A 17,890-nucleotide genomic window follows, 5' to 3' on the forward strand; every position below is an offset into this window, starting at 1 on the left:
TCGGTGATACTGGCGTGCCACACATGGGATACGACTACCATCCACTGATAAAGGCATTGTGCGGTGATGTGGATTGTGATGGTATAATAATGGGCATGGATGTGTCAAAAGTATTCAATGCAGTGTCCGGCGGAGCATTGAACTGTTGTGGGTGCAATTGCCCAGGCTAACTACATCCAGAGAAGCGAAGAAAGAGCCACTAAAAAATTGAAAATTTTTCCCTTTTTTCTTTTTAGGGGATGTGCAAAAAGGAAAAAAGCAAGAAGGAATGGAATGGGATGAGAAAAGAAACATGCCCCTTGCGTAGTCAAGGAAGGAAGCATGCATTTCGATCAAACTTTTTCTAAAAGTTTGAATACCCAAAAATTAGGAGGTGATAGCGAAAAAAATGAACAAGACGAAAATAGGACTCGGAATGGGAATAGTGCTGGCAGTATTAGCACTGCTTACAGCTTCTGCAACAGCGGACACTTATTTTTACCTCGTTCCACAGAACAGCAGTTGCGGCCCAAGCGAAAGTGTACTCGTATCTGTTGTGATACATACAGACAGAAACGACATAGGCTCAGCTCAGGCACATATAGACTTTGATCCCACTGTGGTGAATATAACAAACATGGTCGAACCCACTGATAAAAACGACTGGGACATGTGGGATTGGCTGCATAAGGGTAACTATGTATTCGTTCATGCAAATGAATTCGGTGGATTCGGACCAGGCGAGATTTATCTGGGCAATATGACGCTGAAGTGCATAAACCCGGGTGTGAGTCCCGTGGAATTCACACACCCCTATCCTCAGACACCTGATCCAACTGCGATTGGGGATACACTCGGTGAGTTTGTGTCTAACTCCGGCATAAACGGCACATTCACATGCACTGCACCACAGGAGACATACAGCAAAGACCTCGTTGAGGGCTGGAACCTGATTTCACTGCCTCTTACTGCGGATGACATGACGGTTTCGTCGGTGTTCAGTTCTGTTGCGGGCAAGTATGACGCAATTTACAGGTATGATGCGGAGACGCACAGTTGGGTTGCGCTTGGCGATGACGACACACTTGAGAACGGCGTCGGTTACTTCATTCACATGACCGAGAGTGGAACATGGACATATCAGGGAAGTGCATACACCACAATGAACATCTCGCTTGAGCCGGGCTTGAACATGGTCGGCTGGCTCAACTGCTCGAAGCCGATAGAGGATGCACTGTCGTCCATTGAAGGGAACTACAGATACGTAGCGAGATGGAACAGCACTGCCCATAAGTTCGAGGTCTACGTGCCGGGTGCACCATCTGGGTTCAACGACTTCAATACGATGGAGCGAGGCGAAGGCTACTTCATAAGCATGAAGACCAGCGATACACTGACCGCAAGCTGCTAACAACACAATTCGCATGAGAAAAGGCTGTGTAAAAGAGAGAGGTGAAAATTTTCCCCTTTTTTTTCCTTTTTTTGTGAGGGGTTATGCAAAAAAGCAACAGAATGAGAGATGAGGATAGGAAATAGATGGATAAAGTTCCTTTCACAGAAAGAAAAGTGTTTGTGTTAGGAGGTGAAAAAAGTAAGAAATGAATAAACGAACGATGATGATATCAGGTGTGCTGCTCGCGGTTGTCATCTGCATGGCGAGCGTTGCACCCGCGATTGCGATAGACTGGCAGCAGTTCCACTATGACGAGACGAACGTTGGCACAACCGCATCGGATGCACCGGATGATAACAACCTGCTGTGGACGAGCGATATCATAGATGCTGTTGATAGCTCATCCCCGGTTATTGCAGAGGGTAAGGTCTTTGTATACTGCTATGATGGTACGGAAGCATCGCTGACAGCACTCAATGAATTCACCGGTGAACTTGAATGGAGCACACCGCTTGATACAGACCCGCATGTCTGGGGTGACTGGCAGTCGCCTTGCTACGATGATGGAAGCGTCTTTATTACATCAGGGGCAACGGTGTACCGCATCAATGCAGGTAACGGCTCCATAGAATGGACATATTCCGTGCCAAGCGGAAGTGCGGCATGCAACGGTGGGGTTACGGTTGCAGACGGTAAAGTTGTCTTCTCTGACTGGGACGGTGGAAACTACTACTGCATAGACGAAGCGACAGGAACGAACCTTCTCTGGACATTCCACACAGGAGGATACGCACAGGGAACACCCGCTTATGCGGATGGTAACTTCTATCTCACAAACTGGGGGTCTCCGGGTGGACATGTTTACTCCGTTGATGCTGCTACAGGGTTAGAGAACTGGAATACGAGCACACCAGAGGATATATGTGGGTCTGTCGCACTATCACCCGAACTTGGTCTCCTGTACGTCGCCACGTATGACTTCTATGGTCCTGCAGACCTCTACGCAATGTACATGACGAACGGCACCATCAAATGGTCGTGGGATGAAGTGATTTCTGGAACGGACTCAACGCCGGCAGTTGCAGATGGCTATGTATATGTTTGTGCAGGCTGTGAGGGATACAGTACGATATATACATACTGCTTCGATGCACTGAATGGTGACCCTATCTGGATGACAAACTCGGGCGATAATATCGGTGGCTGGACGTGCTCGCCGGCGGTTGCAGATGGTAAGGTCTTCGCAGGTAAACCCTCTGGCTACTTTGGGTATGCTGGAACGTATGCACTCAACGCAACAAACGGCAACGTAGAATGGAATTCAACGGTTGGTGGGGCATCGCCCGCGGTTGCAGATGGAATCGTCTTCACGATTGCAGATGGCAGGGTATATGCCTTTGGAACAGCAGAAGAGGTGGAAACACCAGTAACACCGTTTGTTATCAGTGGTGAAACGTTCGATAATGCCAGTGCTGCACTCAACAACTGCACCATAACGATAGAAAATCTCGATACTGATGAGAACTGGACTGCACAGACATCAGCCACCTCGAACTTCTATCTGCTACTCATTACAAGCGAAGATGTAAGCGATGGAGACACGCTCCGGATTACAGCGAAGAAGATGGAGGGGGGATACGGTACCCCTGAGAATTACACGTACTGTATCAACATCAGCACGGTTAACGTCACTCAGAACGACATAGATATGGGTGGGTTCAGCGATCTTGACATCGTGCTCGACCACTTTTGCATCAATTACTACCCGGACTACCCGTACTACACACAGAATGCGTGGAACTACTCAGGAGCAGCGGTAATAAAGATGTGGACAGAGTTCAAAGATGTAGGTCCGTACACGCAGGACGAGCTTCAGGCGATGGGATTAGCAAACAATACCGGAGGAAGCGACCCATACTGTATTGACCCGCGAGGTATGGCAACTACGATGAGCGGGATTGCTCCTGGTCACTACAGCGCTATCACGTATGCGAACACAACAGAGGGTTTAGAGAAGGCGCTGCATAGTATCTGCTGGTGGCAGTGTTTGGGTCCTGGTGCAGTTCCGGCATATGGTAACCCTGCTGGGAACTACGAGTACTGGATGGGAATCAGGGGAATCCACACCGACAAGAATCCGCGTGAAGGTGCATACAATCCGCCGTACGGATACGATGTCTATGGGTTCTGGGTGAACGACCCGAACACATTCGCACCGGGCTGCATCGGTGAGAACAGCTACAAGACCGCAGAAGAATGGGTTGAAAACTATTACAAACCGACATACGATCCGAGAATCTCGTACTGGAACGACAGGTACATCGCAGTGCTTGAACCACCGGAAGAGGATGCAGAGGTAAGAATCGTGCCTGCAAGGCAGAGATTTGAGGATACAATAACACCTGTACTAATGCAGAAGACGCTCAAGGTGGACGGTATCGAGCGAGTGGCACTTGTTGAGGCAGTTGAGGATGAAGACGCACTGGACGTGGTAAAAGCGGCAATTGACGGTGTGACCGAGGAACTGGTGCCTTACGACGCTGAATTTGCATCTGTATTTGCAAAGACGGTTGCAGGTGAGCCGATGCTGGTAACGAGTGAAAGCGGAGATTATTACATCGTACCGTTCGAAGTGCCGATAGTGAAGGACAAGCCATGGTGGAAGAAACCTGTAGCAATCCAGAAAGTCGAAGGAAAAACAGTAAAGCTACTCAGAGCAGCAGTAGATGGAAAGCCAGCAAACACACGGATTCCGATTACAGCCAACCCGATTCGGATTGATGAGAAGAGGACACTTGTCGTGGTACTCGTGGATGCCGAAGATGGCAGCTTCAAAGAAGCTTCGTGGGTAAAAGAGCCGATGAAGTATCTGCCGGTATCGAAAGCAGAAGCTTTGAGGCTCGTGTTTGAGGAGATGAGACAGGACGGACACGGGCTTAGGCTTAGTGCTTTCAGAAGACCAACGATAGAGCTCGTTCAGAGAGGTGTAAGCTCGTACTACCCAGACTGGAAGATAACAATCGGGCAGATGGTCTTCTACGTGAGTCAGGACGGGACGGTGAGCTATGATGAGCCGGCACCGAAACCGACACCGAAACCAACGCTGACACTACCACCAAAGTCAGGACTGGTACCTATACCTATGCCAATTTAAGTAAATCGGGAATCGGGAAAGCCAAAGCCAATAGCGATAAAAAAAACGAATAAAAACACAAAATTTTCCCCTTTTTTCTTTTTTGAAGGGGAAAATGAAGAAAGAGGGTAGAAGAAGATGAGAAGAACAGGAAAAGAAAAAAAGGAGGCTAAAAAAGGTTTCTTTAAACCCTTTTGCGAAGCAAAAGCCTTTACGGAAAACGCTTCGCTGAAAGAAAAGTTAGGAGGTGATAAAATGAAAAAAGTAAAAGCAATATGTATTATGGGACTCGTCGCACTGATAGCAGCGATGATGGTAATGCCAGCAGCGGCGACGACGAAAACATTCTCACCAGACAATGATACTTTTGTAGACTTATCTACCCCTGATGCACCGTGTGATGATGATCATGATGCGTTTAGTGTGTGGTCATGGGCTGGCAAAAACAAGCGTGCTCTCATTCATTTCGATCTTTCATCAATACCCTCTGGTGCAACTATCGTTTCTGCAAAACTTAAACTGTACACCAAGGCTCATAGTGGCCATAATAGAACTCACAATATTCATAAAATAAAGGCAAGCTGGACCGAAAATACAGTCACATGGAATAATCAGCCTGATATTGTTTCTACACCGACAGACAGTACCTCTATAGGGACAGCGGTAGGTTGGAAGGAGTGGGATGTTACGACAGATGTGCAGGCTTTCGTTGATGGCACTTATCCAAACTACGGCTGGCTGATAAAGGATGAGATAGAGAGTGCTTCATCTGTAAAGGGTGCCAATTATTACTCGAAGGAATATACCGATGACCCCACCAAGCGTCCATATCTCGAAGTGACATATACGGAGGCGCCAGCACCGCAACCGAGACCGTTCACACCGTTCATGATTGATGGCTATGTATATAACGCAGCAAGCAGTCCATGCAACGGTCCTGATGTTCAGATAACGAATTTGAACACGAGCGAAAACTGGTCTGCTACGGCAGTGAATGCATCAAACCGCTATCAACTCGTACTGAGTAGTGAAAATGTGAGCGCAGGCAACATTCTCAGGATAGAAGCGTCAGGTTGCAACCAGTCAAAGACAAAGACGGTAGAGCATGCAGTAACGCAGAACGAGATAGATGCCGGAGGATTCATGATGAATATTACACTTGAGTCGGCAGCAATGCCAGACCTTGTGGTCACCAATAAGTCAGAGGAACTGTTTGCGGATGGCACGTTCAATGTAACATACACCGTGGCGAACATCGGCGATGCTGATGCAGATGCAAGCACGACATCCATCAGGATTGATGGAACTGAGATTGCAAACGATTCCGTGCCCGCTCTTGCAATTGGTGAGAATTACACGAACACGGTCGGACCATTTGAATGCCCGTGTGGAACGAATGTTACGGTCAAGGTCTGTGCGGACAGCGATAATGAGATTGTGGAGAGCAACGAGACGAACAACTGCATTGAGAATGTACTTGAGTGCCCGCCGTGCAAGCCAGACCTCACCGTTACAGGACTCACAACGCCTGAAAGCATTTATGCAAACCTGAGCAACACTATCAATGCAACTGTCAGTAACATAGGCGAGGGCGATGCATGTGCGTTCAATGTTTCGCTTGTCGCAGATGGCAGTGTAGTTGATACTGTGAGTGTTGAAGATGTTGAAGCAAATGAGAGCGTGAACCTGAGCTTTAGATGGACGCCAACACAGGCAGGCGAGTATGAGCTGTGCGTCATCGCAGACTCTAACGATGAGATTGTGGAATCCAACGAGACGAACAATGAATACTGTGAGAATGTAACCGTTCTTGAGTCAAAGCCAGACCTCGTGATTGTAAGGATTGCGTTGAAGACAACGGGCTATGTGAATGAGGATAATGTTCTCGGCGTTTTGGTGAAGAACATCGGCGCCATGGATGCAGGCTCGTTTGATGTCTCGCTCTCTGTTGATGGCACATCGCTGGGCGAGCAGACTGTTGCATCGCTTACCGCGGGAGAAAGCACTGAGCTGGAATACGCATGGACGCCAACCGAACTTGGAGGACATGTGCTTAGTGTGACCGTAGACACGAACAACGAGGTTGAAGAATCCAACGAAACGAACAACGATTACACAAGAACATCAGTCATAATCAAGCGCACAGATTGGGCACAGTTCCACTACAATGAACCGCATCTCGGATTCTCACCATCAAAAGCACCGAACACGAATGAGACGCTATGGATCAGCGATGACATATCTGCGATTGGGAGCACATCGCCTGCGGTTGCTGATGGCAAGGTCTTTGTTTACAGTGGTCCCTCCGGCTGGGGCGGAGGCGAAAATGCTCAACTCTACTGCTTTGATGTGTTCACAGGCGATATATTATGGAACGTAAGCATTTCCACACCAGAGTGGGGTTCATGGTCTTCACCAGCATACCACGATGGCAAGGTATTCACAGCCACCGGCAAGGAGACGAGATGCATTAATGCATCTACCGGTGAGTTGATATGGACGTTCGTGAATCCGACTGGAGAAGCATCCTGTAACGGCGGACCGGTGATTGCAGACGGCAGGGTCGTCACGAACGACTGGCAAGGTCGCCATTACTACTGTCTGGACGAGGAGACCGGTGAACTGCTCTGGACATTCACAGAAACAAACACGGGCTCGTGGGGCACCGCATACGCACAGGGAACGCCGGCATACGCAGATGGTAAATTCTACCTCACTACATGGGTATATCCAGGCGGGAACATCTACTGCGTGAATGCGAGCACCGGCGAAGTGATATGGCATCAGACCACTCCACTTGACACCTGCGGCTCACCAACTGTTTCTAATGGAATCGTATATGTCACCAACTACAACTTCTACGGCGATGGTGAGATCTACGCATTGAATGCCACCGACGGCTCGATTTTATGGCATCAAACAATCCAGCGGACAGATTCAACACCCGCAGTGGCTTATGGAAACGTATATGTTACAGGTGGCTGCAAAGGATACAGCGATCGCCAGACATACTGCTTCAATGCGACAACCGGCGACCTGATATGGGAAACAAATGTAAGCGAAGGAATAGGAGGATGGACATGCTCGGTTGCAGTAGCAGACGGCAAGGTGTTCGTAGGAACTGAAGGCGGTGATTACTTTGACTATGCCGGGACTTATGCGCTCGATGCGTTCACCGGTGACCTGATCTGGAGCTATCCCGAGGGCGGAGCATCTCCGGCGGTTGCAGATAATATCGTCTTTACAATCGGTGGCGGCAAAGTGTATGCGTTCTATACACCGATGCCAGACCTTGTGATCACCGAAAAGACAGAAACATTACTTGAGAATGGCAGCTTTACGGTGAACTACACAGTCACAAACATCGGTGATGCAGAGGCAGGTTCAAGCACCACAACTATCTATATTGATGGTGTCAGCTCGTTAGAGGACCCTGTTCCCGCATTAGCAGCAGGTGAAAGCTACACGAACACGGTTGGGTCATTTGGCTGCCCATGTGGTACGACTCTTAATGTTACGGTCTGTGCCGACACCAACGACGAGGTAGAAGAGTCCAATGAAACAAACAACTGCATGACCAACGAGTTTGAATGTCTGCCACATGTCTCAAGCTATGGAGCCAGCGTCTACTACAGGAAGCATGTACTATTTGCGTGGGGAGCACTGGGTGAACCCGACCATATAGGTGCAACTCTGTTCAGAAATGCTAGGATAGAAATCGAGCTGGAACAGACGATACCAGCGTGCAGGAACGTCAGTGTCTGGGTTAGAAAAGTTGGATTCCGCCCGGCGAGCTTCAATGTGTATGTATCTCCAGATGGCGAGAGCTGGACGGCTATCGGCAGTGAAACGTGCAACTCGCGGAGATGGACTCGGTACGATTTCAACGGTAACTGGGGCGATGTCAAATACATCGGAATAACAAAGCCAGGAACGTGGTGGAAGCCGAGAATAATGGCACTGGATGCGGTACATGCGGAGAACTAAGAGACAAGATAAAATAAAAGGGGATTAATTCCCCTTTTTTTCTTTTTGTGAGGGGTTATGCAAAAAGGAACGGAATGAGAGACGAGAATAGGGAATAGATGGATAAAGTTCCTTTCACAGAAAGAAAAGTGTTTGTGTTAGGAGGTGAAAAAAGAAAGAAATGAAAAAACGAACGAGAATAATATTTGGGGTACTGCTCGCGGTTGTCATCTGCATGGCGAGCGTTGCACACATGGTAGCACAGCCTTCGCCGTTCATGATTGATGGCTATGTATATGACGCAGCAAGCAGTCCATGCAACGGTCCTGATGTTCAGATAACGAATCTGAACACGAGCGAGAGCTGGTATGCTACAACAGTGAGCACATCAAACCACTATCAACTCGTACTGAGTAGTGAAGATGTGAGCGCAGGCAACATGCTCAGGATAGCAGTGTCTGGTTGCTCGCAGTCAAAGACGGTAGAGCATGCAGTAACGCAGAACGAGATAGATGCCGGAGGATTCATGATGAATATTACACTTGGCGTGCCAATGGCGAGTAATGTAGGGACGAGCGCAACCGTGAACAATTTAGCACCTGATGTAGCGGTCACAACAATCAGCCCGGACCCCGCAACTCCTTCGTGCACTGTTACGGTCAGCGGAACATTATCCGATCCCAACGGAATAGACGACGTAAGCACTCTGACCTATGTAGTGAAGAAGCCGGATAGCACCACTTACACGAGCGGCAGTGCTACCGTGGCAGCCTCGTGGAGTTTCGATTTCGATTTGGGCAGTGATGCAGACGCGGGCACCTGGACGGTGGAAGTGACTGCAACCGATGCTGGCTCGCTTTCCGATACCGATAGCAAGACATTCAACGTGAGCGAAGTGATAGCATTCTCAATTGATTTCAACGAAACAAACTACGGCAGTATTGCTCCAGGTAATGCTTCAACAGTGCCTGGAAACAGCACTATGGAGACGGTTGGACCGGCACCACCGGTTAAACCAACAATCAGGAACGATGGTAATACTGTGATGGACGTGCAGATGTCGATAACAGATGAAGCATCAAATCCCGAGCCGTTATTTGAAGGCAATACTGCCGCTACGGTGGGTAGTGTCGGACCTCAAACTCTTACATCTACAGCCACTACTTTCGACGTGAATATCGCAAAGGGTGACACGGCAAAGATAGATACCACTCTATCGGTCCCAACAGGAACGTCGCCGGGAGACTACGCTGGTACGCTTACCATAACGGCTGTATCGAGTTAGCTAAGTGCTAAACCCATATGTGTAATGCTATAGGAGGGGGATAAAAATCCCTTTTTTTATTTTTGATGCTATGAGGTGCGAAAAAGTAAATGAAAAAGGAAAAGAAAGAGAGAGAGATGCCCCTGAAAGTGATAGACCATAGACCATGGTGCGAATCCATGGAGGGGCAAAGGAAAAATTGCCAAAATAAGGAATGAACAGGGATAAAGAACTTAGGAGGTGATAAAGAGAAAAATGGACACAAAACCTTTTAGAAAAAGCGTTTCGCGGAAAATAATGGCGTTATTGTTAGCAGGTATAGTGGCGATGGCAATAGCAGTACCGATGGCGATGAGTAACGATGTAGGGACGAGCGCAACCGTGAACAATTTAGCACCTGATGTAGCGATCACAACAATCAGTCCGGACCCTGCAACTCCTTCGTGCACTGTTACGGTCAGTGGAACATTATCAGATCCCAACGGAATAGACGACGTAAGCACTCTGACCTATGTAGTGAAGAAGCCGGATAGCACCACTTACACGAGCGGCAGTGCTACCGTGGCAGCCTCGTGGAGTTTCGATTTCGATTTGGGCAGTGATGCAGACGCGGGCACCTGGACGGTGGAAGTGACTGCAACCGATGCTGGCTCGCTTTCCGATACCGATAGCAAGACATTCAACGTGAGCGAAGTGATAGCATTCTCAATTGATTTCAACGAAACAAACTACGGCAGTATTGCTCCAGGTAATGCTTCAACAGTGCCTGGAAACAGCACTATGGAGACGGTTGGACCGGCACCACCGGTTAAACCAACAATCAGGAACGATGGTAATACTGTGATGGACGTGCAGATGTCGATAACAGATGAAGCATCAAATCCCGAGCCGTTATTTGAAGGCAATACTGCCGCTACGGTGGGTAGTGTCGGACCTCAAACTCTTACATCTACAGCCACTACTTTCGACGTGAATATCGCAAAGGGTGACACGGCAAAGATAGATACCACTCTATCGGTCCCAACGGGAACGCTGCCGGGAGACTACGCTGGTACGCTTACCATAACAGCTGTATCGAGTTAGCTAAATGCTAAGTACTAAGTACCAAATAAACGCCAAAAAACAACCAATTTTTCCTTTTTCTTTTTTCTTTTTGGGAATGATAAACGGAGTACAGGTACAAAAAATGAAACAAAAAATGAAACAAAAAGGAATACCGGAAAAGAAGTTGATGACGGCAGTGCTCACAGCAGTATTCTTATTCTCAATCCTGAGCTTATACTCCACTTCTACTGCAAATGCGGCTATTGGTCTTGGTATAGCACCCGCAAGCATCACTATTAGTGCTGCATTCAAAGGTGGAACGTATGAAAGAACGATAACGGTATTCAATACCGGCGATGAAACCGGCACGTTTGAGCTCACTGCGGAAGGCGAATGTGCCGACTGGATTTCATTTTACAAACCGGACGAGCCGAACACACCAATAACAGAAGTTACAGTACCGGGAAAAGGCAAAGCGAGCGTGCTCGTGAAGTTTGACATACCCGCAGATATAGCAAATGCCAATTACACTGCGACAATCTATGCACAGAGCATTCCAGAGAATAAGGGTGTAGAAGGTGCTGTTGCCCATGCCGTCATCCGCATACCATCAAAGGTTGTTATCCAGGTAACGGGCACGCAAATCCTGAAAGGCACGGTTAAGAGCATCACCGCTGCGGATACCGAGATTAACTACCCGCTGAAGCTAAAAGTTGTGTTTCAGAATGAAGGGAACGTAATTGCGAAACCGAAGATAGCTGTTACGATAACAAAAACGGGAGAGGGTGGCGTCATTGACCGCTTCGTGTATGAAGAAACCGGGATAAAACCCGGTAAAGAGGGAGTCATTACGGTTCTCTGGAACACTACCGGCAGAGATACGGGTGATTACATAGCAAACGTTACTGTTTCACTCGGCGAAGAAGATGAACTTCTTGCTACAAAAGACTTGCATTTCAAAATCCTGCCTCTCGGCTCGCTCACCCGAAGAGGCGTGCTACACGGTCTCACAATCGAGGGTAAGCCGCTGGTGAACATCGTGATAAAACTCGTGGCAAATTTCGAGAATACCGGTGAGATAGACACAATAGCAAAGTTCAAAGGCGAGATATATCACGAGGGCAACTTGCTTGACGTGCTGGAAAGCGATGAGATGTTCGTAGAAGCTGGTGAGACTGCTAATCTCGTGTCATATTATAAAATCCTGGAACCCGGAAGTTATACGATAAAAGGGCGTGTTTTATACTCGGGTAAAGAAACAGAAGAGAAGGAGGTCTCATTTAGCGTTCCAGTACCAGAAGTAGAGACAAAGCAGAAAGCTTCTAACAGGTCAGTGATACCGGGTTTTGAAGCCGGTCTGACGATAGTTGCAATAGCATTGGTCTTGGTCTTGGTCTTGCTATCTTTGTTTATGTCTAAGCATAAGCATGAGCACAAGCATGAAAAAAGGAAAAGGAGGTGAAAGGTAAAAAGGTGAAAAGAATGGATAAGAAACGGGATGTGCTACCAGTAATGGTGATGGTGGTGATAGTAGCGATGGTAGCAATTGTGCTGGTGACATCGCTGGCGCTGGCTATAAATACCAATATGAACTGCCTGTACGTTTATGACTGCGCCTCTGCCTATGCTGCAAATACGGGCACGAATGCGACTGTTCTCAACACAGCTCCAGCGGTGGCTGTGAAGTTAGCACCTGATGACGACCCGGTAACGCCGGGTGTGCAGGTGATTAATCCAGATCCGGGTACGAACAAGACCGTTACGATTACTGCGAACGTTACGGACATGAACGGCTACGACGATTTAACCGGGATGGTTATAGCGACTATCACGGGTCCGGGCGAGGTTGAGGACAGTCCAGTGAGTTTGAAATTTTACAATGTTGTTAATCAGACCACAGCTACGTACACTGGCTCGTTTAACATGTCCAATCAAGCCGAAGGCGAGTATGAAGTGGAGGTAAATGCAACCGATAATGGTGGACTTGCAGGTGTGGGCTCTCGGAACTTTACTTATTCTTACTCACCAGAAATTGTAACTACTTACGATTTCACAACCGGTGCAGGCACGAACAAATGGGCATACGGGTATCAGTATAATAAGAAGCCTCCCGCTTCTAACGATGTTCCAGACATAGAGTTCGAACGCTGGCATTACAAGCTAATCAGTAGAGATGAAGGGATGATGAAAATAGACTTTACAAGAGCCAATGGCTATTATGCAATCCACAGGTTCAAATTTGATATTGCAGAACCCGAGACGCGCATAACAAAGTTGGATGTCCTCTGGGATGGCATGGGATATGCAGGCTGGGGTACTCGTGGTGCAACACTCTACATCTGGAACTTTAAAACCGGTAAGTACGAGAAGTTAGATAGGAAAACAGATCTTTTCGTAACCCTGCGAGGAAGTATATCAGATAATATCGGGGACTACATTGATGATAACACCTTGATTATAATAGCGGAGCAAAACAGTCCGCAATGGAAGCTATGGTGGTGGATGTTCCGCTCGTATATCGGCACGGATTACGTCAGAGTGAATGTTACATATACTCCGACTCCGACACATGGGAATGGGTATGGTATGGAGGTGGTGGAATAAGATGAATCCGAAAGGATTATTCTCCACATCCGCATTAGCGGTAGCAGCAGTAGCAATAATGCTTGCCACGGTCGCTGCAACGTCATCGCCTTCAACACCATACATAATTCATGGCAAGGTGTTCTACAGGAACGGAACGGTATGCAACGGTTCCATGGTAAACATCACCAATATGAACAACAGCAATGAATGGACTGCAAAAACAAACGCAAGTTGTAATTACTACCAGCTCATGCTCGCTAACGGAACTGACCTGAATGCCAGCGAGGTTTTGCAGTTCTATGTCACGAGCCCGGATGGAGAACAGTCTAAAGTGCTCAGCCATGTCGTAACCGAAACAGAGGTGAACAACGGTGGACTATTCAACTATAATATCACGCTTGAAGCGCCACCGGGAACGCCGTTCATCATCTACGGCTGGGTTCATTACAATAACGGTAACGGCACACCATGCAATGGCTCCTCGGTAAACATCACCAACATGAACACAGGTATGCACTGGCAGGCAGAGACAAATGCCACTTCTAATTACTTCCAACTCATACTCGATACTACAAACGTAAGTGCTGGCAATGTGCTTGTATTCAATGTCTCGGATGGAACCCAATTTAACACCACGAACCACACGGTAACGCAGAGCGAAATAAACAATGGTGGGCTGTTCAACTTTAATCTCACATTGCCGATACCAGCGGCGGCTCCAGTAGTGGAGAGCATAACGATAACACCGGACGATGATGATACGACACCAGGGGTACAGATAGACCCAAATCCTGGCGATAACGTGACTGTTAACATATCTGCGGTGGTAAGTGACTCCAATGGCTGGGAGGATATATATACGGTAGCGGCTGTGATAACAGGTCCTGGTACCGTAGCTGACAGCCCGGTCACATTAAACCTGGTTTCTCACGACACAACAACGGCAACTTTCAGCGGAACGTTCAATATGAGCTTCTATTATGCTAATGGAAGTTACAGTGTGAACGTAACGGCAACGGACATGGGTGGGTTGGCTGGAAGCGGAACTGAAAACTTCACCTACAAGAGCTGCATTGGACTCTCAATAGACGCTGCGGCGATCAATTTCGGTACTGTTGACCCAGGCGAAAACAGTTCGATACCGGGCGATGAGAACTACGAGGAAGGGAGCACGAACGGAATGACGCTAAGGAACATCGGTAATGTAGAAATTGACTTAAACATAGAGGCTTCGGACATGGCGATGAGTGGCAGTTCTGGAACTGGAACGATTGCGAACGATAATATCTATTGTGGATTCACAGCCGGCGATTACGGACTAAATCTCGGTAGTCCTACTAGCTATGACCTGAATCTGGATGCAGGAGCGGAGAGTTATAACCTCGTTAACTTCAGATTGCACGTGCCAACAGGAACTGCGGTTGGGAATTATAGCGGAGATATAACGATGACCGCGACAGCGGTGCAATCATAGGAGAAGATAGAATATGGAGAAGAAGATACTTGTTTACGACGATAGCGGTACCGAAAGCGAAGAATTTTGTACGAAGCTCGCTCAATTGTCGTCTCAAACAGTTAAAGTTAATACCAGAGCGCAGACTCCACCGTTACCGTCTTTTACCACTTCGTCACAGCCATCCGCGCCGTTACAAACGTCAACACCTGTGACCACATTGACTACATCTTCTTCTCATTCTCAGACACCGGGCTTCGAGACATTGCCAACGGTCGTTGGACTCTTTATCGGTATGGTTTTTATGGCAGGTTTTTTATGGCAAGAAAAAAAGAAAGGATATAGCTATAGGAGGTGATAAAAATGAATGAAAGAATAAGAAAATCTATATCTATTGGTGCATTGCTCGTTGTGGCAATGTTAATGTGCATGGTCTGTACTGCACCTGAGGTAATAGCAGCGCAGAAGACGCCGTTCCTCATTAAAGGATACGTATCATACGCAGATGGAACTGCATGTGATGAACCGAAAGTGATCATCACGAATACAGACACGGGCGAGAGCTGGTATGCTAAAAACTCTTCAACATCGAACTACTACCAGCTCGTGCTTACAAATGGAACCCATTTGAATGTGAGCGAGACATTGAAGTTTGAGGTTACAAGTCCAGACGCCAGCCAGTCGAAGGTTGTAGAGCACACGATAGATAAAAGCGAAGTAGATGATGGCGGGATGTTTAACTTCAACATCACACTTGGAGCCATGAATGCTCAGACATGGTATCTTACTCCTGAAGCTAAACCCGATGATGCACCAACTGCGAACGATGGTCTGACGCACGTGAAGGACAACCTGATGCACAAAGGTTCAGGAAGCGGCACAGGCGAACATTTTAACCTGAATTATACCGGAGTGGCATGGTTCTATGCAGATACCGGAGCAGAATGCGGACTCGGATTTGGCGATAAACCGTGGAAAGCGCATATTCGGACAGAAGCGATAGAAGATGATGAAATAGGGCACAACCTCACGGTTGAGATTTGCAGGTTGGACAATGGCACCGGAGATGTAACCGTTATTGCCAGCCACACCGAGCAGTTAACAGCAGTAGGAACTAAATATCTATGGGACATAACCTGCGAAGACAACGTATCAACAACACAGGATTTCAGTACTGGCGATTGGCTCGCTGTTAGATTATCATGGGATTGCCCATCGGATGAGCTCCAGATATACTATAAAACCGAAGCGGGCAGTGACTCTTTTATCGAAAGCCCTTCTTCTGACCCCGGCTACCCGATTCCTGAATTGCCAACGCTAATGCTATTCAGTATAGGATTGGGATTGCTTTTGATTACTGGATACGTTGCGTTAATGAGAAGGGAAAGAGGGTGAAGATGAATAGAAGATGAATAAGAAGAAGCCGAGTATTGGTACTGTTGGTACTGTGCTTGTGGTAATAGTCGGCATAATGACAGGTATGGCAATGGCTCCATCCATCGCGGCACAACCATCGCCGCCGTTTGTTATCACGGGCGAAGTACTCAAACCAGATGGTAGTCAGTGCACCGGTGTATGGGTACACATAACGAATAAAAATACAGGAGAGAGTTGGGATGCCAAAAACGCATCAACTTCGGGTTATTATCTGCTTGTACTGTCGGAGGATAACGTGAGTGCGGGTGACACCCTCCGGATAGAGACTTCAGGCTCAGGCTGCCCGGCACAAACAACCGATTACCATGTAACGCAGGATGAGATTGATGATGGCGCGCTCAGAACTTACGGGTATCTCAAGCCAGTATCAGTTCAACCGACCACGTTCATTACAAACACGGAAAGCACCATAAGAGCTACGCTAAGAAATGATGGACCCTCTGTCGGGTCGTTCAATGTCGTGTTGAAAATTGATGGAACACCGATAGGCACGAAGACGGTTGAATCGCTAAACACGAGCGAAGAGACGAATCTAAGTTTCGTTTACACGCCGACTTCACCGGGTACGTTCAGTATGGGTGTAACCGTGGACCCGGAGAAGGTTACAGATGAATTGAACGATAATCGGACCATTCATCAACTGACAGTCCAGGTAAAGGTTATGGGCATGGCATTAGGTAACTGGACTACGGACAGCGCGATAATAGCAGGGTTGCCAGAAGGAATCGTCAAGTCGGCACCCACGGTATTTAAGAAGGATGAAACCGTGTATCTGATCTCAGGAGCCGCTGACGGGAAGTTCTACGGCTATAAATGGACCGGGTCGGAGTGGCAGCGGGACGATGCTATCGTATCGGGATTGGGCGATGTGGGTAACCAATCGTCACCTGCGGTATTTTGTATGAACGGTACGTGGTATCTGATAGCAGGTAGAATGCATGGTTTCGACGGGTTCAGGTGGGTTGGCTCCAGTTCTAAGTGGGAACCGGAAAATGCCATCGTATCCGGACTTGCTTATCCTCACATGCCCGAATCCACAAATTATCTGAATAAACCCACGGTCTTTGAGAAAGATGGGGTATGGTATCTGATAAGCGGTAATATGCCTGAATTTACTATAGATGCATGGGCAAATCAGATAAGATTCTTCGGGCATAAATGGAATGGCAGTGCATGGGAAGATGATTCTGGTATCGTATTGGGGTTACCTGCCCGTTGCTATTATTCTGCACCCGGCGTGTTTAACGAGAAAGGGGTATGGTATCTAATATCAGGCACAGGGTCTGGCGAATTTATGGGCTATAGGTGGACCGGGTCGAAGTGGCAGCAGGACGATGCCATCGTATCGGGATTGGGCGATGTCGGCAATCGTTCGACACCAACCGTGTTTCGTATTGACGGCACACGGTATTTGATTTCAGGTGAAGCGTCCGGTGGATTCCACGGGTTCCGGTACGTGCCTTCTGTGCAGGTTCAAGCAGAGTCTTTTGATACCGGTTCTGGCACGTATCCCAGCATCTCAGGCACGCATTACGGCACTATCATTCCTAACCGAAACATCAGGGTGAACAGAATATACACGTATCCGTGCGCTGGCACTGGCGGTCATATTGAATATGCGAAAATATGGAATGA

10 protein-coding genes are annotated in these 17,890 nt (G+C 47.8%); all 10 read left to right on the forward strand.

Translation table 11 applies throughout. The features are described from left to right. Positions 1–388: 388 nt before the first annotated feature. Complete coding sequence (locus J7J01_03635; GenBank protein ID MCD6209980.1) at positions 389–1,390, forward strand: hypothetical protein; 1,002 nt, start codon at positions 389–391, stop codon at positions 1,388–1,390. A gap of 187 nt (positions 1,391–1,577) precedes the next feature. Then, positions 1,578–4,526 (forward strand): PQQ-like beta-propeller repeat protein, encoded by a 2,949-nt coding sequence (locus J7J01_03640; protein ID MCD6209981.1) that lies wholly within the window; start codon positions 1,578–1,580, stop codon positions 4,524–4,526. A 234-nt stretch (positions 4,527–4,760) separates the two neighbouring features. Further along, the gene (locus J7J01_03645) at positions 4,761–8,492 is read left to right on the forward strand and encodes a PQQ-binding-like beta-propeller repeat protein (protein MCD6209982.1); all 3,732 of its coding nucleotides are present in this window, start codon (positions 4,761–4,763) and stop codon (positions 8,490–8,492) included. A 160-nt stretch (positions 8,493–8,652) separates the two neighbouring features. After that, positions 8,653–9,756, forward strand: coding sequence for a hypothetical protein (locus J7J01_03650; protein ID MCD6209983.1), 1,104 nt, complete (start codon positions 8,653–8,655; stop codon positions 9,754–9,756). A gap of 234 nt (positions 9,757–9,990) precedes the next feature. Then, a complete protein-coding gene (locus tag J7J01_03655) occupies positions 9,991–10,818 on the forward strand; it encodes a hypothetical protein (GenBank protein MCD6209984.1) in 828 nt (275 codons plus the stop codon). A gap of 115 nt (positions 10,819–10,933) precedes the next feature. Then, entirely contained in the window at positions 10,934–12,241 is a 1,308-nt protein-coding gene (locus tag J7J01_03660; GenBank protein ID MCD6209985.1) for a hypothetical protein, read from the forward strand. A gap of 20 nt (positions 12,242–12,261) precedes the next feature. Then, positions 12,262–13,383 carry a hypothetical protein gene (locus J7J01_03665; protein ID MCD6209986.1) on the forward strand — a complete coding sequence of 374 codons (1,122 nt, stop codon included), beginning with the start codon at positions 12,262–12,264 and terminating at the stop codon, positions 13,381–13,383. Between the two features lies 1 nt (position 13,384). After that, entirely contained in the window at positions 13,385–14,839 is a 1,455-nt protein-coding gene (locus J7J01_03670; GenBank protein MCD6209987.1) for a hypothetical protein, read from the forward strand. Positions 14,840–15,181: 342 nt separating this feature from the next. Then, positions 15,182–16,213 carry a hypothetical protein gene (locus J7J01_03675; GenBank protein MCD6209988.1) on the forward strand — a complete coding sequence of 344 codons (1,032 nt, stop codon included), beginning with the start codon at positions 15,182–15,184 and terminating at the stop codon, positions 16,211–16,213. A 13-nt stretch (positions 16,214–16,226) separates the two neighbouring features. Further along, positions 16,227–17,890, forward strand: a 1,664-nt coding sequence (locus tag J7J01_03680) for a hypothetical protein (GenBank protein ID MCD6209989.1), incomplete at its 3' end; no start/stop codon positions are given.

The sequence above is a fragment of the Methanophagales archaeon genome, from assembly GCA_021159465.1.
Taxonomy (GTDB): Archaea; Halobacteriota; Syntropharchaeia; order Alkanophagales; family Methanospirareceae; genus G60ANME1.

Excerpts from the sequence above, each read along its gene's own strand:
- J7J01_03635 (MCD6209980.1), top strand. The coding sequence starts at position 389 with ATGAACAAGACGAAAATAGGACTCGGAATGGGAATAGTGCTGGCAGTA.
- J7J01_03640 (MCD6209981.1), top strand. The coding sequence starts at position 1,578 with ATGAATAAACGAACGATGATGATATCAGGTGTGCTGCTCGCGGTTGTC.
- J7J01_03645 (MCD6209982.1), top strand. The coding sequence starts at position 4,761 with ATGAAAAAAGTAAAAGCAATATGTATTATGGGACTCGTCGCACTGATA.
- J7J01_03650 (MCD6209983.1), top strand. The coding sequence starts at position 8,653 with ATGAAAAAACGAACGAGAATAATATTTGGGGTACTGCTCGCGGTTGTC.
- J7J01_03655 (MCD6209984.1), top strand. The coding sequence starts at position 9,991 with ATGGACACAAAACCTTTTAGAAAAAGCGTTTCGCGGAAAATAATGGCG.
- J7J01_03660 (MCD6209985.1), top strand. The coding sequence starts at position 10,934 with ATGAAACAAAAAGGAATACCGGAAAAGAAGTTGATGACGGCAGTGCTC.
- J7J01_03665 (MCD6209986.1), top strand. The coding sequence starts at position 12,262 with ATGGATAAGAAACGGGATGTGCTACCAGTAATGGTGATGGTGGTGATA.
- J7J01_03670 (MCD6209987.1), top strand. The coding sequence starts at position 13,385 with ATGAATCCGAAAGGATTATTCTCCACATCCGCATTAGCGGTAGCAGCA.
- J7J01_03675 (MCD6209988.1), top strand. The coding sequence starts at position 15,182 with ATGAATGAAAGAATAAGAAAATCTATATCTATTGGTGCATTGCTCGTT.